This is a genomic window from Citrobacter sp. C1, from assembly GCF_014596895.2.
GTDB classification, from domain to species: Bacteria; Pseudomonadota; Gammaproteobacteria; order Enterobacterales; family Enterobacteriaceae; genus Citrobacter; species Citrobacter gillenii.
The window spans coordinates 4,541,612-4,565,471 of sequence record NZ_CP115035.1 but is presented as its reverse complement, the minus strand read 5'-3'; the positions used below and the strand labels follow the sequence as shown (position 1 = coordinate 4,565,471).

General features: G+C 51.8%; 26 protein-coding genes, 1 tRNA gene and 1 pseudogene. 11 read left to right on the top strand and 17 right to left on the bottom strand.

Annotated elements, in window-relative coordinates; all coding sequences use genetic code 11:
- Positions 1-146: 146 nt before the first annotated feature.
- From IB214_RS21940 to IB214_RS21930, 3 genes and pseudogenes are all read right to left on the bottom strand, one after another.
- A protein-coding gene (locus tag IB214_RS21940) for an IS3 family transposase (RefSeq protein ID WP_208642073.1) occupies positions 147-1,282 on the bottom strand; the annotation gives its coding sequence in 2 pieces (ribosomal slippage) (positions 147-1,036 and positions 1,036-1,282; 1,137 coding nt in all).
- A 98-nt stretch (positions 1,283-1,380) separates the two neighbouring features.
- Positions 1,381-1,731: pseudogene (locus IB214_RS21935) on the bottom strand (Arm DNA-binding domain-containing protein); the annotation flags it as partial.
- Between the two features lie 196 nt (positions 1,732-1,927).
- Positions 1,928-2,003 (bottom strand) — tRNA-Phe (locus tag IB214_RS21930).
- Between the two features lie 169 nt (positions 2,004-2,172).
- On the opposite strand from IB214_RS21930, the gene IB214_RS21925 reads away from it, so the two are divergent.
- Both IB214_RS21925 and IB214_RS21920 read left to right on the top strand, forming a co-directional pair.
- Positions 2,173-3,018, top strand: a complete 846-nt coding sequence (locus IB214_RS21925; RefSeq protein ID WP_115259640.1) for an AraC family transcriptional regulator — start codon at positions 2,173-2,175, stop codon at positions 3,016-3,018.
- A gap of 36 nt (positions 3,019-3,054) precedes the next feature.
- Positions 3,055-3,645 carry a LysE family translocator gene (locus tag IB214_RS21920; RefSeq protein ID WP_115259639.1) on the top strand — a complete coding sequence of 197 codons (591 nt, stop codon included), beginning with the start codon at positions 3,055-3,057 and terminating at the stop codon, positions 3,643-3,645.
- On the opposite strand, the gene IB214_RS21915 is transcribed toward IB214_RS21920, so the two are convergent.
- From IB214_RS21915 to aspA, 5 genes are all read right to left on the bottom strand, one after another.
- Positions 3,642-4,217, bottom strand: coding sequence for a transcriptional regulator (locus IB214_RS21915; protein WP_115259638.1), 576 nt, complete (start codon positions 4,215-4,217; stop codon positions 3,642-3,644). The two genes, IB214_RS21920 and IB214_RS21915, sit on opposite strands and share 4 nt — an antisense overlap.
- Before the next feature lie 35 nt (positions 4,218-4,252).
- On the bottom strand, positions 4,253-5,962 hold the full coding sequence (locus tag IB214_RS21910; protein ID WP_117342438.1) for a protein-disulfide reductase DsbD: 1,710 nt from the start codon (positions 5,960-5,962) through the stop codon (positions 4,253-4,255).
- The gene (gene cutA / locus IB214_RS21905) at positions 5,938-6,285 is read right to left on the bottom strand and encodes a divalent cation tolerance protein CutA (protein WP_096758613.1); all 348 of its coding nucleotides are present in this window, start codon (positions 6,283-6,285) and stop codon (positions 5,938-5,940) included. Before cutA ends, IB214_RS21910 begins: the two co-directional genes overlap by 25 nt.
- A 128-nt stretch (positions 6,286-6,413) precedes the next feature.
- Positions 6,414-7,715 carry an anaerobic C4-dicarboxylate transporter DcuA gene (gene dcuA / locus IB214_RS21900; protein WP_115259636.1) on the bottom strand — a complete coding sequence of 434 codons (1,302 nt, stop codon included), beginning with the start codon at positions 7,713-7,715 and terminating at the stop codon, positions 6,414-6,416.
- A 114-nt stretch (positions 7,716-7,829) separates the two neighbouring features.
- Positions 7,830-9,266 carry an aspartate ammonia-lyase gene (aspA, locus tag IB214_RS21895; protein WP_096758611.1) on the bottom strand — a complete coding sequence of 479 codons (1,437 nt, stop codon included), beginning with the start codon at positions 9,264-9,266 and terminating at the stop codon, positions 7,830-7,832.
- Positions 9,267-9,605: 339 nt separating this feature from the next.
- On the opposite strand from aspA, the gene IB214_RS21890 reads away from it, so the two are divergent.
- Positions 9,606-10,085, top strand: coding sequence for an FxsA family protein (locus tag IB214_RS21890; protein WP_115259635.1), 480 nt, complete (start codon positions 9,606-9,608; stop codon positions 10,083-10,085).
- 53 nt (positions 10,086-10,138) lie between these two features.
- Here the strand turns inward: IB214_RS21890 and yjeH are convergent, their stop codons facing one another.
- Positions 10,139-11,401, bottom strand: a complete 1,263-nt coding sequence (gene yjeH, locus IB214_RS21885) for an L-methionine/branched-chain amino acid transporter (protein ID WP_117342437.1) — start codon at positions 11,399-11,401, stop codon at positions 10,139-10,141.
- Between the two features lie 275 nt (positions 11,402-11,676).
- Here yjeH and IB214_RS21880 point away from each other — a divergent pair, with 275 nt between their 5' ends.
- From IB214_RS21880 to IB214_RS21870, 3 genes are all read left to right on the top strand, one after another.
- Positions 11,677-11,970: a co-chaperone GroES gene (locus IB214_RS21880; RefSeq protein ID WP_000027827.1), complete on the top strand. Its 294-nt coding sequence runs from the start codon at positions 11,677-11,679 to the stop codon at positions 11,968-11,970.
- A 43-nt stretch (positions 11,971-12,013) separates the two neighbouring features.
- Entirely contained in the window at positions 12,014-13,660 is a 1,647-nt protein-coding gene (groL, locus tag IB214_RS21875; protein WP_096758608.1) for a chaperonin GroEL, read from the top strand.
- Positions 13,661-13,846: 186 nt separating this feature from the next.
- Positions 13,847-14,200, top strand: a complete 354-nt coding sequence (locus IB214_RS21870) for a DUF4156 domain-containing protein (protein WP_042999161.1) — start codon at positions 13,847-13,849, stop codon at positions 14,198-14,200.
- An 88-nt stretch (positions 14,201-14,288) separates the two neighbouring features.
- Here the strand turns inward: IB214_RS21870 and yjeJ are convergent, their stop codons facing one another.
- Together yjeJ and epmB are read right to left on the bottom strand one after the other, a co-directional pair.
- The gene (yjeJ, locus tag IB214_RS21865; protein ID WP_117342436.1) at positions 14,289-15,152 is read right to left on the bottom strand and encodes a YjeJ family protein; all 864 of its coding nucleotides are present in this window, start codon (positions 15,150-15,152) and stop codon (positions 14,289-14,291) included.
- Between the two features lie 183 nt (positions 15,153-15,335).
- Positions 15,336-16,364 carry an EF-P beta-lysylation protein EpmB gene (epmB, locus tag IB214_RS21860; protein WP_096758606.1) on the bottom strand — a complete coding sequence of 343 codons (1,029 nt, stop codon included), beginning with the start codon at positions 16,362-16,364 and terminating at the stop codon, positions 15,336-15,338.
- Positions 16,365-16,404: 40 nt separating this feature from the next.
- On the opposite strand from epmB, the gene efp reads away from it, so the two are divergent.
- The 3 genes from efp to ecnB all read left to right on the top strand — a co-directional run bounded on the left by efp (position 16,405) and on the right by ecnB (position 17,416).
- Positions 16,405-16,971, top strand: a complete 567-nt coding sequence (efp, locus tag IB214_RS21855; RefSeq protein ID WP_096758605.1) for an elongation factor P — start codon at positions 16,405-16,407, stop codon at positions 16,969-16,971.
- 56 nt (positions 16,972-17,027) lie between these two features.
- The gene (gene ecnA / locus IB214_RS21850; RefSeq protein ID WP_043018154.1) at positions 17,028-17,162 is read left to right on the top strand and encodes a lipoprotein antitoxin entericidin A; all 135 of its coding nucleotides are present in this window, start codon (positions 17,028-17,030) and stop codon (positions 17,160-17,162) included.
- Positions 17,163-17,269: 107 nt separating this feature from the next.
- Positions 17,270-17,416, top strand: a complete 147-nt coding sequence (gene ecnB / locus IB214_RS21845) for a lipoprotein toxin entericidin B (RefSeq protein WP_096758604.1) — start codon at positions 17,270-17,272, stop codon at positions 17,414-17,416.
- A gap of 30 nt (positions 17,417-17,446) precedes the next feature.
- Here ecnB and IB214_RS21840 read toward each other — a convergent pair whose 3' ends face one another.
- A complete protein-coding gene (locus IB214_RS21840; RefSeq protein WP_096758603.1) occupies positions 17,447-18,046 on the bottom strand; it encodes a LuxR C-terminal-related transcriptional regulator in 600 nt (199 codons plus the stop codon).
- Positions 18,047-18,305: 259 nt separating this feature from the next.
- Between IB214_RS21840 and sugE the strand changes: the two genes are divergently transcribed.
- Entirely contained in the window at positions 18,306-18,623 is a 318-nt protein-coding gene (sugE, locus tag IB214_RS21835; protein ID WP_016151397.1) for a quaternary ammonium compound efflux SMR transporter SugE, read from the top strand.
- On the opposite strand, the gene IB214_RS21830 is transcribed toward sugE, so the two are convergent.
- The 5 genes from IB214_RS21830 to frdA form a co-directional block, all read right to left on the bottom strand.
- On the bottom strand, positions 18,620-19,153 hold the full coding sequence (locus IB214_RS21830) for a lipocalin family protein (RefSeq protein ID WP_117342435.1): 534 nt from the start codon (positions 19,151-19,153) through the stop codon (positions 18,620-18,622). The genes sugE and IB214_RS21830 overlap by 4 nt on opposite strands.
- 106 nt (positions 19,154-19,259) lie before the next feature.
- A complete protein-coding gene (gene frdD, locus IB214_RS21825) occupies positions 19,260-19,616 on the bottom strand; it encodes a fumarate reductase subunit FrdD (RefSeq protein ID WP_117342434.1) in 357 nt (118 codons plus the stop codon).
- 10 nt (positions 19,617-19,626) lie between these two features.
- Positions 19,627-20,022, bottom strand: a complete 396-nt coding sequence (frdC, locus tag IB214_RS21820) for a fumarate reductase subunit FrdC (RefSeq protein WP_003025537.1) — start codon at positions 20,020-20,022, stop codon at positions 19,627-19,629.
- A gap of 10 nt (positions 20,023-20,032) precedes the next feature.
- Complete coding sequence (gene frdB / locus IB214_RS21815; RefSeq protein ID WP_096758601.1) at positions 20,033-20,767, bottom strand: fumarate reductase iron-sulfur protein; 735 nt, start codon at positions 20,765-20,767, stop codon at positions 20,033-20,035.
- Positions 20,760-22,550: a fumarate reductase (quinol) flavoprotein subunit gene (gene frdA, locus IB214_RS21810; protein ID WP_117342443.1), complete on the bottom strand. Its 1,791-nt coding sequence runs from the start codon at positions 22,548-22,550 to the stop codon at positions 20,760-20,762. Before frdA ends, frdB begins: the two co-directional genes overlap by 8 nt.
- A gap of 324 nt (positions 22,551-22,874) precedes the next feature.
- Between frdA and epmA the strand changes: the two genes are divergently transcribed.
- On the top strand, positions 22,875-23,852 hold the full coding sequence (epmA, locus tag IB214_RS21805) for an elongation factor P--(R)-beta-lysine ligase (RefSeq protein WP_096758600.1): 978 nt from the start codon (positions 22,875-22,877) through the stop codon (positions 23,850-23,852).
- The last annotated feature ends 8 nt before the right edge of the window (positions 23,853-23,860 follow it).

The window sequence follows — 23,860 nt, the reverse complement described above, 5'->3', positions numbered from 1 at the left end:
CATTAAATCTGAATGAACCACAAGGAAGCGCAAAGAAGTTATAGAAATCCTGAGTAGACAACTTAAAAAAGTGGACTGACCCCACCCCGGTAGACGATCCTGCCCTATAGTTGGACTGCCCCCACGACCGTAGACAAATTCTGTCCTCACGACGAGGCCTGTTCGAAGGCCTCCGGACTGACGCCGCCGAGGTGACTGTGGCGCCGGGCCCGGTTGTAGAACACTTCAATGTAATCGAAGATATCCGCCCGGGCTAGATCCCGGGTTTTGTATATTCTCTTCCTGATGCGCTCTTTTTTCAGTGAACTGAAGAACGATTCGGCCACCGCATTATCCCAGCAGTTGCCACGCCGGCTCATGCTCGGGACCAGGTTATTAGCCCGGCAGAAGCGCTGCCAGTCGTCACTGCCGTACTGGCTTCCCTGGTCTGAGTGCACAATGACCTCACCGTCGGGTTTACGTCGCCAGACCGCCATCATCAGTGCATCCAGCGCCAGTTCGCGTGAGAGAGTGGGCTTCATCGACCAGCCCACCACGTTACGGGCGAAGAGATCGATAACCACCGCCAGATACAGCCAGCCCTGCCAGGTACGGATATAAGTAATGTCGGTGACCCAGACCTGATTGGCCCGGACAACAGTAAACTGCCGCTGCACGCGATTAGGGGCAACCACTGAAGGTCTGCCAGCGATACGACGCGGCGCTTTATAGCCGCGCACGGCTTTAATCCGGTTCAGTTGCATAATACGGCCCACCCGGTTTTTACCGCAGGTTTCCCCGATTTCGTTCAGGTCGCTATGAACCCGCCGGTAACCGTATACGCCTCCGCTCAGTGAATAGGAGTCACGGATAAGCGTCAGCAGACGCTGATTATCTTTATCACGTGCCGAGACCGGGTTATGCAGCCACGCGTAGAACCCGGCCCGGGCGACATCCAGTACCCGACACATTGTCATCACACCCCATACAGTGCGGTGCTCATTGATAAAGCGGTACTTCAGTCGGGCTCCCTTGCAAAGTACCGCGCGGCCTTTTTCAGGATATCCCGTTCTTCTTCGGTACGTTTTAGCTGCGCCCGTAGTTTCAGGATCTCGCTTTTGGCTTCCAGTAAATCCCGGGCATGCTGCTCGCTGTTATCCGGTTTGATAGCCCGTAGCCACTTGTAGAGGCTGTGGGCAGAAACGCCCAGACGGTCAGATACTTCGGCAACGGAATAACCGCGTTCCGTTATCTGTCGGACGGCTTCTTCCTTAAATTCAGGTGTAAATCGTGGTGTGCCCATATGCTCCCCCTATGCTCAAACTATAGGGCAGGATCGTCTACCGGGGTGGGGTCAGTCCAACTATAGGGCAGGATCGTCTACCGGGGTGGGGTCAGTCCACTGTGCGATTGTGCCCATTGTTTATTACTGGCATGCCAGCGTCGTGCAATATGTTCAAAAGAGAGTTGTAAATCAGGGACTACTTTTTTAGCTCTTTTCTGTTCGCAAGGGTCAATCCCCTCCGAAATTAGTTTTCGGGCCTTATCCCGTTTTGTACGAGCTTCGGAGAGAGAAACTTCTGGATACACACCAAGTGCCAGAGTCTTCTCCTTACCCAGAATACGATAACGGAGACGCCAGTAACGGGAACCATTAGGATGAACCAGCAGGAACATGCCAGCCCCGTCAGTAAGTTTATAAGCCTTGTCAGTGGGCTTTGCAGCCCGGATTTTTGCGTCAGTCAGTGCCATAGTTCAGCCTTCTGAATGCGCTAAAGAGGGTACAAATTCTGTCGAACTGGGGTATCCCGCAATTATACCCACACAATGAGGTTGATGTGGGGGGAATCTTGTTGAGTTCGGTAGAATTGATTTGGAGGAAGAACGCTTAAATCGTGGCGTCCTGAAACGAAAAACGGACCTCCGTGGAGGTCCGTTGATATGAATTTGGTGCCCGGACTCGGAATCGAACCAAGGACACGGGGATTTTCAATCCCCTGCTCTACCGACTGAGCTATCCGGGCAACGGGGCGCATTAAACCGCATTCACGCCTGGCAGTCAATCAAATATCGTGAAAAGCTGTTCAACCGCTTAATATTACGGCAGTCTGTACGTTTATGCCTGACGTTTGCACAAATCTTCCAGACAGGTGTGATTTAACCAGGCAATGCTGGCAGCGAGAGGAGGGCAGTATGGCAAACGACTGGCTTGAACTACGACAGCATGCCGATACCGGTATTGAGACTATTAAGGCGCACTTTGAAGGCCATGCCTTTGACCCGCACTGGCATGACAGCTATCTGGTGGGGATCACCCTTTCCGGTACCCAGCAGTTTCACTGTCGCCGGGAGCGCCATCACAGCCAGCCGGGTGATGCGTTTCTGCTAGAACCGGGTGAAATCCATGATGGTGATGCCCCGGTTGCAGGCGGTTTTACCTATCTGACCTTTTACCTTGATGAACAGTGGCTGACCCACACGTTACATGGGCTGTACGAGGCTACTCCGGGTAGCTATTCACTGCACTTTAACCAAACGCTGACCCGTGAGCCGCATCTGGTTCGGGCGATTGGTGAGACATTTGGTTCACTGCATACCGATGAAATGCGTATCGTGCAGCAAAGCAATATGGATAATTTGCTGACTCAGCTCACGGCACATTGTCGGTGGCATAAGCGTCTGCCATCACAAATACAGGGTTGTGCAATGGCGCATCGAGCGCGGGACTATATGCATGCGCATATGGGCGACAATATCGGCCTTTCCGATCTGGCACGGGAGACAGGGACAGACCGCTTTACCCTGACCCGCAGTTTCAAGCGAGAATTCCATATGGCACCGCATGCCTGGCTTATCCAGTTGCGGCTGGCAAAAGCACGTCAGCTCCTGGCGCGAGGGGAGCAGCCCGTCGCTGTGGCGACAACACTGGGCTTTGCCGATCAAAGTCATCTTGGGCGCTGGTTCCAGCGGGCGTACAGGATTACGCCTGCACATTACCGTAAGTTGTGCACAAACCTTCCAGACGTTTCCAATAAATAACGGCACAGTCAGGACTCCAATAATAAGGAGTCACCTGTGAATATTATGCCGTACTTGCTGTTTGCTTTTGTTGCTTCGATAACGCCAGGCCCCACCAATATTCTTGTGTTGACCAGCAGTCAGCATTATGGCGTGAGAGCCACACTGCCTGCGCTTGTCAGCGGCTGTGTGGCCGCCAGCGCCATTGTGCTGATATCTGGAGCCGGTGCAGGTGAACTGCTGCGCCAGTATCCGCTGGTACGCCAGGTGATGAGCTGGGCGGGTGTACTGTGGCTGACATGGATGAGCTGGCAGCTGTTTTGTGCTCCGGCAACGAATATTGCTGGGCAAACGCGCCATCGCTTTACTGCCAAAGCAGCGGCACTGTTGCAGATTATCAATCCCAAAACGTGGATGATGGCGCTGGCGGTGGTGAGTCTGTTTGCCCCTACGGGTGAGCATATGCTGCGGGATGTCGCGCTAATGGCGCTGTGGTTCTTACTGATATCTGTGGCGTGCTTGTTGTGCTGGGCGTGGCTGGGTAAGGCGGTAAACAGGGTGTTTCGCACCACCACGGCGATGGTGCGTTTTCAACGGGTGATGGCGCTGTGTCTGCTTATCTCCGCATGGGCGGGGATGTTTGCTTAGGTCAGCGCACCGCCCATACGACATTGAGCGAAGCGCAGGATGTCTTCCGCCAGCCGGTGTGCCGTTTCCACGTCGGCCTGGCTACGATTGACCAGCATGCGGCTCAGGCAACCTTCAAGCACCAGTTCCATCTGTTTGGCGACCATCGCCGGGTCGTCAACTTCCAGCGTCGTCAGCAGTTCATGGGTAAAATCATGGGCCGCCTTTTTTTGTTGATCCGCAAGTTGATGGATAGGGTGGCCAGGGTCAGGGTAGAAGGTACAGGCGGCGATGAACAGGCAGCCGGGGTAACGATTGTTGCTCACACATTCGGCCAGGGCGTTATAGCGAGCCAGTAACTTCTGCTCAGCGCTCAGGGTGTCATCAAGCAGAAGCTGACGCCGCCAGATATCTACCCGCTGGCTAAGGTACCGCAGGGCATCGTACAAGATGGCCTCTTTATCGGGCCAGAAGCGCTGCAGCTCATCAAGCGGATAATCAATATGGTCGGCCACCATTTCCAGCGTGGTATTGGCTATCCCTTGCACCTCAAGTAATTTCAGGGCTTCTCCCAGGACATCTTCACGTTGCACGGTATTCTCCTCCGTTTTCCTTTTGCAAGTGTCGCTCACGGTTGGCGATCGTGCAAATGTGCGCTAAATGTTGCGGCATCCATAAAGCCTGTTACCCGCGCGTTTGGCTGCTCTTTACCCTGAGCATCAAAAAACAAAATGGTTGGCAGCCCTAAAACCTGCAGATGCTTCAGCAGTGCGACATCCTGGGCATTATTTGCCGTGACGTCCGCCTGCAGTAATACCGTGTTGCTTAATGCCTGTTGAACCAGCGGATCGCTGAAGGTGTATTTCTCAAATTCTTTGCAGGCTACGCACCAGTCGGCATACAGATCCAGCATCACCGGCTTACCTTTTGCCTCTGCCAGCGCCTGATTTAACGCATCGACCGTCGCGATGGGTTTGAAGTTCAGATGTGCCTGCGTTTGTGCATGCGGCGTACCGTATGCCCAGTCCTGCAAGGGACGTACGCTCACCAGAGCGGCGGCGAGCAGGGCTATTTGCACAAGGCGCATCCATGGGCGTTTGGCTTGCAGACTGGTAATGAAGGCCCAGCTAAAGAACGCGACGCCGAGTAACGACCACAAGCGGATCCCCCATTCGTCACCGATAATACGTTCCAGTAAAAATACGGGAAGCGCCAGGATGACAAAACCAAAGGCGGTTTTGACATGCTCCATCCACGGGCCGCTTTTCGGTAGCAGACGGTTACCAAAGACGGTAATGAGCATCAGGGGCAGTCCCATTCCCAGCGCGTACAGATACAGCGTGCCGCCGCCTAGCCACATGTTTCCGCTCTGAGCGATATACAGCAGGATTGCGCTTAGTGGGGCGGTGGTGCAAGGCGAACAGATCAGACCGGCAATCGCCCCCATTGTAAATACGCTGCCGGGAGAGCCGCCTTGCTGACGGTTACTCATTAACGTGAGGCGTGTTTGCAGTGATGAAGGCAGCTGTAGCGTGAACAGGCCAAACATCGATAAAGCCAGCAGCGTAAAGGCGATAGCAAGGCCAACCAGGACATAAGGATGCTGTAGCGCCGCCTGGAACTGTAACCCCGCAGCGGCAACCACCAGACCCAGCGCGGTGTAGGTGAGCGCCATTCCCTGGACATAGATAAAGGTTAGCAGTAGTGCTCGTCCGGTTGATAAGCGCTGTTTTCCACCTAGCACGATACCGGAAATCAGCGGGTACATCGGCAGGACGCAAGGTGTAAAGGCAATGCCAATCCCGATCAGCAGCGCCCACAATGCGGAGAACGGCAGTTGGGTCGTGGGTTGTGGTTGTTCTTCTGGCGATACCGTTGCTGAAGAGGTCGTTGGTGGTGTTTCTGCACTGGCCGCCACTTCACGTAACGGCACGGTTTTTGTCTCAGGCGGATAACAGAACCCGGCGTCGGCACAGCCCTGGTAGGTAACCGTTAGCGTCGCACCCGCAGCAGCCTGCTTGACGGTGACAGGGATAGTCAACTGCTGACGATAAATTTCACTTTTGCCGTAAAACTCATCTTCATGCCAGACCCCGGGCGGCAATTTTACCTCGGCAGTCTCGGCCTGAGATGGGGTTATGCTTATCTGTTTACGATAAAGATAATAGCCGTCTTTGACCTGCCAGGAGAGGTTCAGAACGTGTTGGTTTTGCTGAAAATCGAACACAAATGCCTGGTCGGCCGGGACAAACTGCGAGCGACCTGGTGCGTCAAATAAGCCAGCAAAAGTTGATGTGCTGCAGAGCAGCAGGATCAGCGTAAGGATGCGTTGAGCCATGAGCGGTAATCAAAATCTCCGTGAGTGACGGGTAAAACCAGAAGTTCAGGTGTTTGGTACGGGTGATGTGACTTCAGGCAATCGAGAAGTGCTTGCTGGTGTGAAACTGCGGTTTTTAAGATCATCTGGACTTCATATTCCTGCTCCAGCTTGCCTTCCCAATAATAGAGGGAGGTAGCGCCGGGCAGCAGTGTGACGCAGGCAGCCAGTTTTTCCGCCAGCACTTTAGCGGCCAGATCCTGAGCGGTTGCTTCATCCGGGGCGGTACAGAGCACGACAACGGTATCGGGGATGGAGATATCCTGATTCTTTACATCAAGCATAAACACCTCGAAAGCACAGAGTAACCAGCAAGAGAGGAGTCACTATACAACGGACGGAAGAAGGATGTTAGTCAAAGCGAGACGGGAGAGAGGAACTGCAGGGCGCACAGGCGCCCTGCAGGTAAAACTTACAGCATGAAGCTGCCCAGCAGGAAGCCGAAGCAGACAGCCAGTACCACACCCAGCGTACCCGGGATGAAGAACGGATGGTTAAAGACGAATTTACCGATGCGGGTTGTCCCGGTGTCATCCATCTGAACCGCCGCAACCAGCGTTGGGTAAGTTGGCAGAATGAACAGGCCAGAAACAGCCGCGAAGGATGCGACAGCGGTCAACGGAGAAACGTTCAGTGCCAGAGCCATCGGCATCAGAGCTTTTGCCGTTGCTGCCTGAGAGTACAGCAGTGCAGAAGCAAAGAAGAAGATGACAGCCAGCAGCCACGGATGACCCTGAATGACGCTACCTGCAGTCTCTTTGATCCAGTCAATGTTATGAGAGACGAAAGTATCACCCAGCCATGCAACGCCCAGGATACAAATACAGGCGCTCATACCGGCTTTGAAGGTGCTGGAGTTCAGGATAGAGTCCGTTTCAACGCGGCAGATGATCGTGGTCAGCGTCGCGATGCTCAGCATGATGATCAAGATGGCGTTGGTGGTGTTCATCAGCGGTTTAGCGACCAGACCGAGGCTTGGGCTGTTGATAATGGCGTAAGCCACCACGCAAACTACGCCCAGCAGGAACAACCATACGGAGGTTTTTGCGCCCGCTTTGATTTCAACTTGTCTTTCACCGCGCAGTTCGACCAGGCCTTCTTCCAGACGTTTACGGTAAATCGGATCGTCAGACAGCTTGGAGTTGAACAGCATAGTGACCAGGAAGGACATCACCAGTACCGCCAGCAGCGTGGACGGAATGACCACGGACAGCAGGTGGATGTAGCTGATGCCATGACCTTCCATGACGGAAGACATGTACACCACAGCTGCGGAGATTGGCGACGCAGTAATCGCAATCTGTGCAGAAACCACTGCAGTAGACAGCGGACGGCAAGGTTTGATGCCTTGTTCCTTCGCTACTTCAGCGATAACCGGCAGCGTTGCCAGAGAGATGTTGCCTGTACCTGCAAAGATGGTCAGGAAATAGGTCACAATCGGTGCAAGGATCGTGATGTATTTTGGGTTCTTACGCAGCAGTTTTTCAGTTTGGTGAACCAAATAGTCCAGACCACCTGCAATCTGCATAGCAGAAATGGCAGCGATGACCGCCATGATAATGGAAATAACATCGAACGGAATGTTACCCGGTTTTACGCCAATAGCGGCGAGAACCAGAACACCCAGCCCACCTGCAAATCCAATACCGATACCCCCAAGTCTGGCACCTAAAAAGATTGCCAGCAAAACGATGATAAGTTCTAAAACTATCATATTAGCCTTCCTTGTTGTTTAACAAGTTGATATTAAATTGTTGTTTTTAAGTAACTTCGTGCAAGAAAAAAGGCACGTCATCTGACGTGCCTTCTCTGGTACTACCCTACACGATTACTGTTCGCTTTCATCAGTATAACGTTTTGCTTTATAAGCAGGGTGCATCAGGTTCTGAGCAGAGAAGATATCGTCCAGCTCAGCTTCGGTCAGCAGGCCACGTTCAAGGACAACTTCACGCACGCTCTTACCGGTTTCGGCACAGATTTTACCGACGATATCGCCGTTGTGGTGACCGATGAACGGGTTCAGATAGGTCACGATACCGATAGAGTTATACACGAATGCTTCACACACTTCTTTGTTAGCCGTAATGCCGCTAACGCATTTTTCCAGCAGGTTATAGCAAGCGTTGCTCAGGATGTGGATAGATTCAAACATCGCCTGGCCAATAACCGGTTCCATAACGTTCAACTGCAGCTGACCTGCTTCAGACGCCATGGTGACGGTGATGTCGTTACCGATGACTTTAAAGCACACCTGGTTGACGACTTCCGGGATAACCGGGTTTACTTTCGCTGGCATGATGGAAGAGCCCGCCTGCAGTTCCGGCAGGTTGATCTCGTTCAGGCCGGCACGTGGGCCAGAGGAGAGCAAACGCAGGTCATTACAGATTTTGGACATCTTAACAGCCAGACGTTTCAGTGCGCTGTGCACCATAACGTATGCGCCACAGTCGGACGTTGCTTCAATCAGGTCTTCAGCCGGAACACAGGCAAAACCAGTCACTTCAGCCAGTTTCTGTACAGCCAGCGGAGAGTACTCTTTCGGGGTGTTCAGACCTGTACCGATTGCGGTTGCGCCGAGGTTAACTTCCAGCAGCAGCTCAGCAGTACGGCCAATGTTCTTCACTTCTTCTTTCAACAGAACGCTGAAAGCACGGAATTCCTGACCGAGAGTCATCGGTACAGCATCCTGCAGCTGGGTACGACCCATTTTCAGGATGTCCTGGAATTCAACAGCTTTTTGTTCGAAGCCTTCACGCAGTTGGTTAAGGGCATCAATCAGTTTGATGATGGATGCGTAAACAGCGATACGGAAGCCGGTCGGATAAGCGTCGTTGGTAGACTGACATTTGTTCACGTGGTCGTTCGGATTCAGGTACTGATATTCACCTTTCTGGTGACCCATCAGTTCCAGACCGATATTGGCCAGCACTTCGTTGGTGTTCATGTTGACGGAGGTACCCGCACCACCCTGGTAAACATCTACCGGGAACTGATCCATGCATTTTCCGTTATTCAGAACTTCATCACATGCTGCGATGATGGCATTTGCCACACTCTTAGGAATGGTTTGCAGCTCTTTGTTGGCCAGGGCCGCTGCCTTTTTCACCATTACCATACCGCGAACAAATTCAGGGATATCGCTGATTTTGTTGTTGCTAATGTAGAAGTTTTCAATCGCTCTCAGAGTATGAACACCGTAGTAGGCGTCCGCTGGAACTTCCCTGGTACCCAACAAGTCTTCTTCGATACGAATGTTGTTTAACATGTGAACCTTCTTTTTCAAGCTGCCAATGATTTTTTACTAAACACACAGGATATATGTGATTTCGATTGTTTCTCGACCGACGATTATCCCCTGCATCGGTCTGATACCCGAGATCATATGCTGGTTCAGGATTTCTACCGTAATCTGGATCACTTAAAACGCGGAAATTACCCCTTAATTATTATTCTGTGAAATGGATCACCCCTTTAGGATTAATACCAAAAATAAGTGTAGAACCCGCTTGAAATTTTGCTAATTCCCCCCACATCTTTCCGATGCGAGTCACATAACCATTCGGACAGACGTGGCGAAAACGGCTGTTATTTACAGGAGAGTCCTTTGCGCTGGATACCATTACTTGCCATTTTTCTCTATGTTTACATAGAGATATCTATTTTCATTCAGGTTGCCCATGTTATGGGTGTTCTGATGACGCTGATTTTGGTCATTTTTACCTCGGTTATCGGTATGTCTCTGGTTCGTAACCAAGGGTTTAAGAACTTTTTGTTGATGCAACAAAAAATGGCGGCGGGTGAAAGTCCTGCTGAAGAAATGATCAAGAGCGTGTCGCTGATTATTGCTGGTTTGCTGCTGGTGCTGCCGGGCTTCTTCACAGATTTCCTTGGTCTTCTTCTTTTATTACCTCCGGTGCAGAAGCATCTGACCATGAAGCTGCTGCCGCACCTGCGCTTTTCTCGTATGCCGGGGGGCGGCTTTAGTGCAGGAACTGGTGGGGGCGAGACCTTTGACGGCGAGTTCCAGCGTAAAGATGATGAGCGCAACCGCCTTGATCATAAAGACGACGACCGTCGGGATTGATGACGTTGTAGGCCGGATACGCCGTGTGAGCGGCATCATCCGGCAACGAGGCTTTACTTGCCGGATTGCGGTGTAACGGCCTTATCCGGCCTGCGGGGTAAAAACAACCACAGTCCTGCCAGCATAACCAGTGCATACAGACTCTTCCAGCCAACCATTGCCAGCAGCAACAGACACAACAGACAGCCAATCACCGCCAGCGCACGATAATGTCCTTTTAGCAGTCGGCACCCTGCCAGCATGCACAGCAGATAAATCATAATAAAGATGCCGTTGGCATAGATGATTAATGCATCGAGGTTGATTTGCAGTATATAGATGCACAATGTGCTGACCACGCAGCAAGCTAACACCGCGTTCAAAGCATTGCGTGGAAGATGGCGAGGGGACAAGCGAGCCAGGTAACTCTCCGGCTTATATTGCGCTTGCGACCACACCAGGCGGGAGAAACTCTGAATATAAATGTTCAGGCTGGCAAAGCAGGCCAGATAACCAATGATGCAGGCTACCCACAGAGCTTGTACGCCAAACAGTTGCACGACAATATTAGGTAGCGATGCTGCCGCAGCCATTTGCTCACCATAGGCGCCAAAATGTAGTACCACGACTGTACATGCCCAGTAGACTGAACCGGCCAGTAGCAGGCCGATCATCAGTGCACGGGGAAAGTCTCGCTCCGGTTTTTTGAACTCCGAGGCCAGGTGTGCGAATGCTTCAAGACCGACAAAACACCAGAACATCACCGACAGCGCCGCGAATAGCCCAGGCAGTTCAATATCGGTAATGGTAGGAAAGGGGATTTCGCCGGGTTTAAGTTCACCCGCCCACCAGATGCCAACGATCAGGGCAACAATCAGCCCGGCGATAACCGTTTGCAGGTTTGCACTGGAGCTGGCACCGCGGGAACCCACATACCAAACCAACGCCAGCGTACCGAGTTCTGCCAACAAAAGCTGCCAGCCATGCCAGCCAAACATGGCTTGACCGAATCCGGCGGCAATGTGCAATGCCGCTGGCAGCCCGACCGGAATCACCGATAAAAACAGCCAGCCGGTAACACGCTCCAGGCGAGGGCCAAAGGCCATGCCGACAAAATGTGCCACACCGCCGGCGCTGGGGTAATGGCGACCGAGCACGGCAAAGACAATCGCTACGGGGAAGACTAGAAGAATGAGGACCGGCCAGGCCCACAGGCTATTGTTACCCGCCACCAGGGCAGCCAGTGCGGGAACAGCAAAAACGCCTGTCCCTAACAATGATGTCGACAACAGGCCAATGCCCTGAGCCAGCCCCAGCTCTTGCTTCAGTCCACTCATAAATTGTTATCCGATTATGCCCGTTAAATAGGCTACAGCGCAGATTTTCGATGGTATCACAATCGGATTTGCTTATGACGACGTGACTGAAATCGGTATTAAATGTGAGGTGTGTCGGTGTTTTGGCGGGATTTTCTCCTGATAAAAAAAATTTTTCGCTTGCCCCCTTGAAGGGAGAAAACCCCATCCCCATCTCTCTGGTCACTAGCCGGTAAACCGTTCACGGGCCGGCGCCACCCATAACTGATAAAGACTTTCTCAAAGGAGAGCTATCAATGAGTATTCGTCCGTTACATGATCGTGTGATCGTCAAACGTAAAGAAGTTGAATCCAAATCTGCTGGCGGCATCGTACTGACCGGTTCCGCAGCGGGTAAATCAACTCGTGGCGAAATCATCGCTGTCGGTAAGGGTCGCATCCTGGACAACGGTACCGTACAGCCGCTGGACGTGAAAGTTGGCGATATCGTCATTTTCAACGATGGCTACGGTGTTAAATCTGAGAAGATCGACAATGAAGAAGTGTTGATCATGTCTGAAAGTGACATCCTGGCGATTGTTGAAGCTTAATCCGCGAACGACACTGAACATACGAATTTAAGGGAAAGAGAAAATGGCAGCTAAAGACGTAAAATTCGGTAACGACGCTCGTGTGAAAATGCTGCGCGGCGTGAACGTACTGGCAGACGCAGTAAAAGTTACCCTCGGTCCGAAAGGCCGTAACGTGGTTCTGGATAAATCTTTCGGTGCCCCAGCTATCACTAAAGATGGTGTTTCCGTAGCACGTGAAATCGAGCTGGAAGACAAGTTCGAAAACATGGGCGCGCAGATGGTGAAAGAAGTTGCCTCTAAAGCGAACGACGCTGCAGGTGACGGTACGACTACTGCGACCGTACTGGCTCAGTCCATCATCACTGAAGGCCTGAAGGCTGTTGCTGCGGGTATGAACCCGATGGATCTGAAACGTGGTATCGACAAAGCTGTCGCTGCTGCGGTTGAAGAACTGAAAGCCCTGTCCGTACCGTGCTCCGACTCTAAAGCGATTGCTCAGGTTGGTACCATCTCCGCTAACTCCGACGAAACCGTAGGTAAACTGATCGCAGAAGCGATGGACAAAGTCGGTAAAGAAGGCGTGATCACCGTTGAAGACGGTACCGGTCTGCAGGACGAACTGGACGTAGTTGAAGGTATGCAGTTCGACCGTGGCTACCTGTCTCCTTACTTCATCAACAAGCCGGAAACGGGCGCAGTAGAACTGGAAACGCCGTTCATCCTGCTGGCTGATAAGAAAATCTCCAACATCCGCGAAATGCTGCCGGTTCTGGAAGCCGTTGCGAAAGCAGGCAAACCGCTGCTGATCATTGCTGAAGATGTTGAAGGCGAAGCGCTGGCTACCCTGGTCGTTAACACCATGCGTGGCATCGTGAAAGTGGCTGCGGTTAAAGCACCTGGCTTCGGCGACCGCCGTAAAGCTATGCTGCAGGATATCGCGACCCTGACCGGCGGTACCGTTATCTCTGAAGAGATCGGTATGGAGCTGGAAAAAGCGACCCTGGAAGATCTGGGCCAGGCAAAACGCGTTGTGATCAACAAAGACACCACCACCATCATCGATGGTGTGGGCGAAGAAGCGGCAATCCAGGGTCGTGTAACCCAGATTCGCCAGCAGATCGAAGAAGCAACTTCTGACTACGACCGTGAAAAACTGCAGGAGCGCGTAGCGAAACTGGCAGGCGGCGTTGCAGTCATCAAAGTGGGTGCTGCTACCGAAGTTGAAATGAAAGAGAAGAAAGCACGCGTTGAAGATGCCCTGCACGCGACCCGTGCTGCGGTAGAAGAAGGCGTGGTTGCTGGTGGTGGTGTTGCGCTGATCCGCGTAGCATCCAAACTGAGCGAACTGCGTGGTCAGAACGAAGACCAGAACGTGGGTATCAAAGTTGCGCTGCGCGCAATGGAATCCCCGCTGCGTCAGATCGTTCTGAACTGCGGCGAAGAACCGTCTGTTGTCGCTAACACCGTGAAAGCGGGTGACGGTAACTACGGTTACAACGCTGCAACTGAAGAATACGGCAACATGATCGACATGGGTATCCTGGATCCGACTAAAGTAACCCGTTCTGCTCTGCAGTACGCGGCTTCTGTTGCGGGTCTGATGATCACCACCGAGTGCATGGTAACCGACCTGCCGAAAGGCGATTCCGCTGACTTAGGTGCTGCTGGTGGTATGGGCGGCATGGGCGGAATGGGCGGCATGATGTAATTTAATCTTCATACTTCAAGCCGCAGGTTCGTTGGCTGCAACTTGAATTATTTGATTAAATACGCATCTCGCGAAAAATGAGAAACCCCCGGGCAGAAATGTCCGGGGGTTTTTCTTTTGGTCATCTTTTTAGTATATGATTCAGCTACGGACAAAACGTCCAGCGCATTGATTATGGGGAATAACATGCACGTGAAATATTTAGCAGGGATCGTTGGTGCCGCGCTACTGATGGCGGGTTGTAGCTCCAGCAACGAACTGAGTTCAGCCGGACAAAGCGTACGCTTCGTTGAAGAGAAGCCAGGTGCCGAGTGCCAGCTGATTGGTACCGCAACCGGTAAGCAGAGCAACTGGCTTTCTGGTCAGCACGGCGAAGAGGGCGGCTCTATGCGCGGCGCGGCGAACGATCTGCGTAACCAGGCTGCGGCAATGGGCGGTAATGTGATTTATGGTGTAAGCAGCCCATCACAAGGTATGTTGTCGAGTTTTGTCCCAACCGCCAGCGAGATGATTGGTCAGGTTTATAAGTGCCCTAATTGATAAACGCTGTTGATGCCGGATGGCGACGCTGAAGCGTCTTATCCGGCCTACGGTACACATAAGCGTAGGCCTGATAAGCGCAGCGCCATCAGGCATTCTGCGCTTTACTGGCAGACTGTAGGCGTAAATGATGCAGCGCGCGCAGGCACTGATCCTGTGTCAGCTTTTGTGTTTTATCCCCCGTGAGTGTTCTGACAAACACTTTGCACGGTACACCGGCCAATTTTTTTAGCCGTGGGCTGAAGTCGATAAGCCGACGAGAGATCGCTTCTACGTCTTTATCATCCGAAGGGGATCGAGTTTTCACCACTGAACCACAGAACCGAACTTTCCCTGCTTTATCTTTATAGCGATAGATGACAGCCAGATAATGATTAAACAGATTATGTTTCCATTCTGATTGTGTATAGGCATCGTATTCAAGATTATCGTTATCCAGGCAATCAATGTCGTACAGAGGCAGGAAATCTAATAACGATGTGATACGCAGTGCTAATTCGCGCATCCCTGCATTATTTATTGCGTGAATAATTGCATGTGCCAGTACCGTAATTTGTAGTTCATTAATTAATAGCTCGCAAACTCGACCATTATGCAGTGTAAGAGAGAGCGTTAAGTTTTCGCCTTCGTCGCTTACTAATACCAGTGAATTTATCCGACGATTAATATCCGCATTTTTAAGTTCATCCTCCTGAATTAATGGCATGTTTTCATGCATTTTTTGACTGACTTTGTCACGTGCTTTTTCATACTGCAGACGCGCATCCTCGCCCAACAGGTGCTTGGTATGCAGTCTGCTCTCCAGCGCGATAAGCAGGTCTCGTAGCCCGAATGGTGACAGAAAAAACAGCGACTCTTTATTTCTGGGTTCCTTTATCTTTAATGCCAGCGCAATGAACTCATTTTTTTGACGAATAATGCCCGTATTAATACCTTTAATCGTTATAGCCACGGCGGTTCTCTCTCTCACCTAATATTCAACGGAAAACTAAATATTGATTTATTTATATGATTTATAAATACATTAAAAGATAGCTATCGCTAAAATAACATAAATTAAAAGTCAGAGAAGGACTGAATAAATTGAAATTATATTATTTGGCAGTGAGTGTCCGAAAACGGACACTCATTTGGATTATTGCTGACGTAATTGCAGATCCAGCGGTGTTTTACTGGGCTCTCCGCCAATTTCACGCGCCAGTTTGGGGACCATATAGCCAGACACCAGCGTCAACAGTTCTCGCATGATTTGACGCGCTTCATCGTCGCTGACCATAAAGTGTGCGGCCCCTTGCACCTTATCCAGCACGTGCAGGTAATAGGGCATCACACCGGCATCAAATAGCGCGTTGCTAAGATTCGCCAGCGTCTGGGCGTTATCGTTCACGCCGCGCAATAACACGCTTTGGTTGAGCAGTGTGACGCCAATCCGACGCAGTTTTGCCATCGCCTGACGAAATGTCTCATCAATTTCGTTGGCGTGGTTAATGTGATTCACCAGCAGAACTTGCAGAGAAGAGTGAGCAAAACGCTCGACCAATCCGTCGGTAATTCGCGCCGGGATGACAATCGGCAAACGGCTGTGAATACGCAGGCGCTTAATATGTGGGATGGCTTCCAGTTGCGTGAGCAACCAGTCCAGTTCGTGGTCTTTGGCCATTAACGGATCGCCGCCGGAGAAGATAATCTCATCCAGCTCCGGGTGCGCCGCGATGTAATCTAACGCAATCTGCCAGTTACGCTTATTCCCCTGGTTATCGGCATAAGGGAAATGGCGACGGAAGCAGTAGCGACAGTTGACCGCGCATCCGCCTTTTACCAGCAGCAACGCCCGATTGCGATACTTATGTAGTAATCCCGGCACGACGCTGTGCTGTTCTTCCAGCGGGTCGGTCGAGAATCCTGGCGCGGCGACAAATTCATCTTGGGAGGTGAGTACCTGGCGCAGCAGCGGATCGTTGGGGTTGCCTTTTTCCATCCGCGCGATAAACGATCGCGGGACGCGCAGGGCAAAAAGACGTTTTGCCTCACGACCTGCGAGCATATTTTCATCAGCGTCTATATTCAAAAGACGTAATAGTTCATCCGGATCGGTGAGAACATCGGCAAGTTGTACTAACCAATCTTCTCTGGATGGGGTGTTTAGGGTTACAATATGCGCCATTTTGTGGCTAAGCTACCAGTTAACAATTTCAGAGGGCCTTATGGCGACTTACTATAGCAACGATTTTCGTGCCGGTCTTAAAATCATGATGGACGGCGAACCTTATGCGGTTGAAGCCAGTGAATTCGTTAAACCGGGTAAAGGCCAGGCTTTCGCGCGCGTTAAGCTGCGCCGCCTGCTGACCGGTACTCGTGTAGAGAAAACCTTCAAATCCACCGACTCCGCTGAAGGCGCAGACGTTGTAGATATGAACCTGACTTACCTGTACAACGACGGTGAGTTCTATCATTTCATGAACAACTCCACTTTCGAACAGCTGGCTGCTGACGCGAAAGCGGTAGGCGATAGCGCTAAATGGCTGTTGGATCAGGCTGAGTGCATCGTGACCCTGTGGAATGGTCAGCCTATCTCCGTGACCCCACCGAACTTTGTTGAGCTGGAAATCGTTGAAACTGACCCGGGTCTGAAAGGTGACACCGCGGGTACGGGTGGCAAACCAGCGACGCTGTCCACCGGCGCAGTTGTTAAAGTTCCGCTGTTCGTACAGATCGGCGAAGTGATCAAAGTGGATACGCGTTCAGGCGAATACGTTTCCCGCGTTAAGTAATACATCCTATTTGATCGATGGCGCAGGCTGCTGCGCCATACTTTTCCAGGGCAGGAATGATGAAACGTCTTCTCGGTCTTGTAATGCTTATCCTGTTCACCAGCACACTCCTGACGGGCTGTAATACCGCACGTGGCTTCGGTGAAGACATCAAACATCTTGGTAATTCCATCTCTCACGCGGCCAGTTGAGCCTGTCATATTGTCTTAAAAATATGCGTTTTTCCGTCATCCTTCCGGATCTTGTCTATCATTAAGTAGCTATACACAAACAATATTGGCTAGAAAAGGAAGACGTTATGGTTAAAAAGACAATTGCAGCGCTCTTTTCTGTGTTGGTTCTTTCTTCAGTGTTGACTGCGTGTAATACAACAAAAGGTGTTGGGCAGGATATTTCTGAAGGCGGTAGCGCAATCTCTGGTGCAGCGACAAAAGCTCAGCAATAATCATGAACGGTACGACGCTCTGTCGTACCGTTAATTCATTTTCTCGGGTAGCGACAGAAACGGTGAAAAGCGGTTTCCTAAATGCAGCTTGATGCGAATGTTGCGTTTATAGGTGTAAACCGTCTTGCCATGAATGCCGAGTGCCGAGGCTATCGCAGTGTTACTCACGCCATCCATCCACATCGACAGTACTTTCTCTTCCTGCGGCGTAAGCAGCGGTGTCGCGTTTTTAGTGGTCTTTAGCGCAGGACGAACGCAGAGAGCATCCTGAATACTGTCTGACAACTCAGAGAGCGTAGTGCGTTTGGATAATACCGAATGGACGGCGTATTGCGGGTTGTGAGCGGGTACAGGCTTTCTGTCTCCTGATTGCAGTAAAATCAGGGGGATCAGACCACAGCTCATAAAAAAAGGCGCAATAGGCGGACTGGCATGTACATCGCTGAGAAAACCATATAAATCTGCGATCACCAGATGCGGTTTCCACTGCGAAATATGTTCTTTTGCCAGTAAGAGGTTATTGATTCCTGATACCAGAAACGACGAATTAAACCTACCAGAATGATTAAGCAAGGCCTCGACCCCTGTACGGGTAAAGTGGCACCGGTCAATCACTAAAATTTTATGCATAAACTTTTCGCATTCAGAAGTGGGAAAAACGGCTTCCTGACTTCAGAAAGCCATTTATCATAGATAAGACCAATGGCAGCCAAATGCGGGAACTACGCTGCTATTTGTGCTCAATTCTTGCTTTAAGCAGGCAATGGATAAAAATGTTGAAATTCATTTTCTTTCGGGCAAAAATGCTTTTTCATACTTCAGCGTTGTAGGACGACCTGCAAACGCTTCTCTCACCGGGGACGGCCCCATTGTTATTCTGGAGCCTGACATGTCCTGGATCGTTTTATTGATTGCTGGCCTGCTTGAAGTCGTATGGGCAATTGGCCTGAAATATACCCACGGTTTTACCCGTCTGACGCCGAGCATTATTACCATTGTGGCCATGATAGTCAGTATCGCCATGCTTTCCTGGGCGATGCGAACGTTGCCCGTTGGAACAGCTTATGCGGTCTGGACCGGTATTGGTGCGGTAGGGGCGGCCATTACCGGTATCCTGCTGCTGGGGGAATCCGCCAGTCCGGCACGTTTGCTGAGTCTGGGTCTGATTGTCGCCGGAATTATTGGTCTGAAGCTCAGTACCCACTAAGCGCCAGGCTGTTTTACCCAAATTAGCTTGTTCACTTCAAACCCTTCCCGGGCCGCGACTGCCAGCATTTGCTGTTTCATCTCGTCTGAAATAGTGGGGGTACGTGAGAGGATCCACAGGTAGTCGCGATCCGGGCCACAAACCAGCGCGTGGCGATAATCCCGATCGAGAGCAATCACGTTATACCCACCGTAGAATGGACCGAAGAACGACACCTTCAGCGCCGCTCGCGTAGGATCACCAGTGAAATAAGCCTTGCCTTCCGTTTTTTGCCACATGCTTCTGTCGGGGTTGTAGCCTTTGTTGATGACGTTGATACCACCATCATCACGTAGGCTGTAGGTGGCCGTGACTTTATCCAGTCCTCGTTCGAAGCGATGATCGAAGCGCGCGATTTCGTACCAGGTTCCGAGATAGCGTTTAGCATCAAAGTTATTGACAACGGTCACGCCTGCTGGTGGCGTAGGGGAGCTGCAAGCGACAACCAGAAATGCAGCCGTAATGGCAGCAACTACAGGCAGCAAGCGCATAGGATTTTCCTTTTAAGGTTTTTCCTAAGTGTAGAACCTGGCGGGGAATTAAGGGAAGAGAGAGCGAAAAAACGCCCTCTTACCGGATGATAAGAGGGCGGAGCGATTAGATGGTCAGAATACCAATCGCCGTTACAACGGTCAGGATCGCAGCCAGACCGTAGAATACCCACTTGCCAGCTGGCACGTGGATTTTCAGGTCATGCATCGCGTGGTGCATACGGTGTAAACCACACCACAGCGGCAGAACGATCATCAGGAACAGGAACGCACGTCCGATGAAGCTCTGAGCAAATGCCAGTACGCGTGCATAGCTGAAAGCATCAGGAACAAAGCCCAGCGGCAGCATAATGCCTACCAACAGGATCATCACCGGCGCAATGATAGCGCTCCACATACCGCCTGCACCAAACAGGCCCCAGAATACGGGTTCGTCAGAGCGTTTTGGATTTGGATTAATCATTCCGGACTCCTTACCAGAACAGGGCAACAAACAGTATTACTACTGTCGCAACCACAGTAACTGCCCAGAGACCTTTGATGATCGGCTCTGGCCCCATTTTTTCGTCTTTTACGATGATGTTGGCAGCTTTTGGCGCCAGCTCAAACCAGGTTTTGGTATGCAGCAGCGCTGCAGCCAGGGCGATAATATTAAGAATTACCACCACCGGGTTTTGTAAAAAGGCGACAAAACCCATCCAGGACTCTGCACCATGCTTGAGTGCAAACAGGCCGATAATCAGTTCAATGCTGAACCAGACTGCCGGAACTGCCGTGCCTTCACGCAGCATGTAAAAACGATAAAATGGCAGTTTTTTCCACCAAGTGGACGTCATTGGCCGCACATAGGCTTTGCGTTTAGTCGTCATCGTGCACTCCTTAGCGTGGTTTCAGGGTAGCGATAAGAAAGTCTTTTGAACTTTCAACTTTACCCTGCTGAATGGCCGCAGCCGGATCGACGTGTTTCGGGCAGACTTCGGAGCAGTAGCCCACGAAAGTACAGGACCAGACGCCGTTCGGGCTGTTCAACTGAGCCATACGCTCCTTCTTACCGTGGTCGCGGCTATCTTCGTTATAACGATGCGCCAGGGTGATTGCAGCCGGTCCAATGAACTCTGGGTTCAGGCCGAACTGCGGGCACGCGGCATAGCACAGACCACAGTTGATGCAACCGGAGAACTGATGATACTTCGCCATTTGCGCCGGAGTCTGGGTGTTTGGACCCTGATCCGGAGTACGCGGGTTACCAATGATGTACGGCTTGATCGCTTCCAGGCTTTCGATAAAGTGCGTCATATCGACGACCAGATCGCGTTCGATCGGGAAGTTGCCCAGCGCTTCAACCTTCATACCGTTGGTGTATTCACGCAGGAAGGTTTTGCACGCCAGTTTAGGCACGTTGTTGACCATCATGCCGCAGGAGCCGCAGATTGCCATACGGCAGGACCAGCGGTAGCTCAGGTCCGGTGCCAGGTTATCTTTGATGTAACCCAACGCATCCAGTAGAGATGTGGTTTCATCATAAGGAACTTCATAGAAAGCACTGTGCGGCGCGGTATCGGTTTCCGGGTTATAGCGCACCACCTCAACTTTCAGGTTTTTCATCTCAGCCATTCGCCTTCTCCTTCTTATCGGCTGCTTCCGCTTCGCCACCGTACATACGTTTAGCTGGCGGCAGAGTGGTGATTTTCACGTCGCTGTATTCCAGGCGAGTTGTGCCGTCAGCATCACGGAAGGCGAGAGTGTGTTTGAGGAAGTTAACGTCATCACGCTCGGTGCAGCCTTCATCCAGACGCTGGTGCGCGCCGCGGGATTCTTTACGTGCCAGCGCAGAGTGCGCCATACATTCAGCAACGTTCAAACCATGACCCAGTTCGATGGTGTACAGCAAGTCGGTGTTGAAGACGCTGGAGGTATCGGTGATACGTACGCGCTTGAAACGTTCCTGCAGTTCGGCCAGTTTATCAACGGTTTTCTGCATGAGTTCCGGCGTACGGTAGATACCGCAACCTTCTTCCATGGACAGACCCATTTCGTCGCGGATTTTGGACCAGTTTTCGTTACCTTCCTGGTTCACCAGATCTTTCAGACGTTTTTCAACGCCAGCAACCTGTGCGTCGAGTGCGGCACCGTTTGCTGCGCCTACCGTTGCAGCGCGTTCTGCTGCACGTTCACCCGCCATGCGGCCAAAGACCACCAGTTCTGCCAGAGAGTTAGAACCCAGACGGTTAGCGCCATGCAGACCAACAGAGGAACATTCACCAACGGCGAACAGACCTTTAATGCGGGTTTCACAGTGCTGATCGGTTTCGATACCGCCCATGGTGTAGTGCGCGGTCGGACGTACCGGGATCGGTTCTTTAACCGGATCGACACCCACGTAGGCTTTCGCCAGTTCGCAGATGAACGGTAAGCGCTCGAGCAGTTTTTTCTCACCGAGGTGACGCAGGTCGAGGTAAACCACATCGCCACGCGGGGTGGAAATGGTATTGCCTTTACGCCATTCGTGCCAGAAGGCCTGAGAAACTTTGTCGCGCGGACCCAGTTCCATGTATTTGTTCTTCGGCTCGCCCAGTGGGGTTTCCGGACCCATGCCGTAGTCCTGCAGATAGCGATAGCCATCTTTGTTGACCAGAATACCGCCTTCACCGCGGCAGCCTTCGGTCATCAGGATACCGGAGCCTGGCAGACCAGTCGGGTGATACTGAACGAATTCCATATCACGCAGCGGAACGCCGTGGCTCAGTGCCATGCCCATACCGTCGCCGGTAACGATGCCGCCGTTGGTGTTGTAACGGTACACACGGCCAGCGCCGCCTGTTGCCATGACAACCGCATTAGCACGGATTTGCATCAGCGTGCCTTCCATCATGTTCATCGCAACCAGGCCGCGAGCCTGACCGTCATCAACCAGGATGTCCAGGACGAAGTGTTCGTCGAAACGCTGAATTTGCGGGAACTGCAAAGACGTTTGGAACAGCGTATGCAGCATGTGGAAGCCGGTCTTATCCGCGGCAAACCAGGTGCGCTCAATTTTCATACCGCCGAAGCGACGTACGTTGACGCTACCGTCTTCACGACGGCTCCATGGGCAACCCCATTGTTCCAGTTGCGTCATTTCAGTTGGGCAGTGGTGGACAAAGTAATCCACGACATCCTGCTCACACAGCCAGTCTCCGCCAGCTACCGTATCGTGAAAATGGTAGTCAAAGCTGTCATGATCCTGCGCGACAGCAGCAGAGCCGCCTTCGGCAGCAACGGTATGGCTGCGCATTGGGTACACTTTTGAGATCAGTGCGATTTTAGCGTTGGGATTTGCTTGTGCGGCAGCAATTGCAGCACGTAATCCCGCGCCACCGGCGCCTATAATGGCAAGATCGGCTTGAAAGGTTTGCACGACATTCCTCCAGATTGTTGTTATTTCATCCCCGCCCGTAATCAGATGCTTCATCTGAGTCAAACGGGTTATGAACGCGTTTCCACTGCTCCTTTATAGGTACAATAGTATAGTCTCAGGGAGGAGCGGGAAATTTGACGTGTTCGATTTTTTTAGCGTATCACAGGGGGGAATTATCATTGATTTTGATTAATTTAATTACTAAACCACCCAATGTTGCTTTTTTTATCAACTTGTCCGTGTTTGTTATTCCCTCCCGAAATTTGTCTCGCTAACGCGTTACGAGTAGACTTCGTGCCCTTGTCTTAAATCGGAGAAACAACCATGAGCGAAACGGCAACCTGGCAGCCGAGCGCGTCCATCCCCAATCTGTTAAAACGTGCAGCAATTATAGCGGAAATCCGCCGCTTTTTTGCCGACCGTGGCGTGCTTGAGGTTGAGACACCTTGTATGAGTCAGGCGACGGTTACGGATATTCATCTGTTCCCGTTCGAAACGCGTTTCGTTGGCCCGGGTCATTCTCAGGGCATGAACCTCTATTTGATGACCAGCCCGGAATACCATATGAAGCGCCTGCTGGTTGCAGGGTGTGGTCCGGTCTACCAACTGTGTCGCAGTTTCCGTAACGAAGAGATGGGGCGTCACCATAACCCCGAGTTCACCATGCTCGAGTGGTACCGTCCTCATTACGATATGTACCGTCTGATGAATGAAGTGGATGATTTGCTCCAGCAAGTGCTGGACTGCTCTCCGGCGGAAAGCCTCTCTTATCAGCAAGCCTTCCAGCGTCATCTTGAAATCGACCCGCTGTCAGCGGATAAAACACAGTTGCGCGAAGCGGCGGCTAAGCTGGATCTCAGCAATATCGCGGACACCGAAGAAGACCGGGATACCTTGCTGCAACTGCTGTTTGCGATGGGCGTCGAACCGCACATTGGCAAAGATAAACCGACGTTTGTATATCATTTCCCGGCCAGCCAGGCGTCGTTGGCGCAAATCAGTACTGAAGACCACCGCGTGGCCGAACGTTTTGAGGTGTACTACAAAGGTATTGAGCTGGCGAATGGTTTCCATGAGTTGACCGATGCACGCGAGCAGCAGCAACGCTTCGAACAGGATAACCGCAAACGAGCCGCCCGTGGCTTACCGCAACAGCCTATCGATAACAATCTGCTTGAAGCGCTAAAAGTTGGGATGCCGGATTGCTCAGGCGTGGCGCTGGGCGTCGACCGTCTGGTTATGCTGGCACTGGGGGCCGATAGCCTCGCTGATGTTATCGCCTTTACCGTCGATCGTGCGTAATTCACGTC

Coding starts and splice junctions, on each gene's coding strand:
- ecnB (WP_096758604.1), top strand. CDS start 17,270: ATGGTTAAAAAGACAATTGCAGCGCTCTTTTCTGTGTTGGTTCTTTCT.
- epmB (WP_096758606.1), bottom strand. CDS start 16,364: ATGGCGCATATTGTAACCCTAAACACCCCATCCAGAGAAGATTGGTTA.
- IB214_RS21910 (WP_117342438.1), bottom strand. CDS start 5,962: ATGGCTCAACGCATCCTTACGCTGATCCTGCTGCTCTGCAGCACATCA.
- IB214_RS21880 (WP_000027827.1), top strand. CDS start 11,677: ATGAGTATTCGTCCGTTACATGATCGTGTGATCGTCAAACGTAAAGAA.
- efp (WP_096758605.1), top strand. CDS start 16,405: ATGGCGACTTACTATAGCAACGATTTTCGTGCCGGTCTTAAAATCATG.
- sugE (WP_016151397.1), top strand. CDS start 18,306: ATGTCCTGGATCGTTTTATTGATTGCTGGCCTGCTTGAAGTCGTATGG.
- frdC (WP_003025537.1), bottom strand. CDS start 20,022: ATGACGACTAAACGCAAAGCCTATGTGCGGCCAATGACGTCCACTTGG.
- IB214_RS21840 (WP_096758603.1), bottom strand. CDS start 18,046: ATGCATAAAATTTTAGTGATTGACCGGTGCCACTTTACCCGTACAGGG.
- cutA (WP_096758613.1), bottom strand. CDS start 6,285: ATGCTTGATGTAAAGAATCAGGATATCTCCATCCCCGATACCGTTGTC.
- epmA (WP_096758600.1), top strand. CDS start 22,875: ATGAGCGAAACGGCAACCTGGCAGCCGAGCGCGTCCATCCCCAATCTG.
- groL (WP_096758608.1), top strand. CDS start 12,014: ATGGCAGCTAAAGACGTAAAATTCGGTAACGACGCTCGTGTGAAAATG.
- yjeH (WP_117342437.1), bottom strand. CDS start 11,401: ATGAGTGGACTGAAGCAAGAGCTGGGGCTGGCTCAGGGCATTGGCCTG.
- IB214_RS21870 (WP_042999161.1), top strand. CDS start 13,847: ATGCACGTGAAATATTTAGCAGGGATCGTTGGTGCCGCGCTACTGATG.
- frdD (WP_117342434.1), bottom strand. CDS start 19,616: ATGATTAATCCAAATCCAAAACGCTCTGACGAACCCGTATTCTGGGGC.
- aspA (WP_096758611.1), bottom strand. CDS start 9,266: ATGTTAAACAACATTCGTATCGAAGAAGACTTGTTGGGTACCAGGGAA.
- dcuA (WP_115259636.1), bottom strand. CDS start 7,715: ATGATAGTTTTAGAACTTATCATCGTTTTGCTGGCAATCTTTTTAGGT.
- ecnA (WP_043018154.1), top strand. CDS start 17,028: ATGATGAAACGTCTTCTCGGTCTTGTAATGCTTATCCTGTTCACCAGC.
- frdB (WP_096758601.1), bottom strand. CDS start 20,767: ATGGCTGAGATGAAAAACCTGAAAGTTGAGGTGGTGCGCTATAACCCG.
- IB214_RS21925 (WP_115259640.1), top strand. CDS start 2,173: ATGGCAAACGACTGGCTTGAACTACGACAGCATGCCGATACCGGTATT.
- IB214_RS21830 (WP_117342435.1), bottom strand. CDS start 19,153: ATGCGCTTGCTGCCTGTAGTTGCTGCCATTACGGCTGCATTTCTGGTT.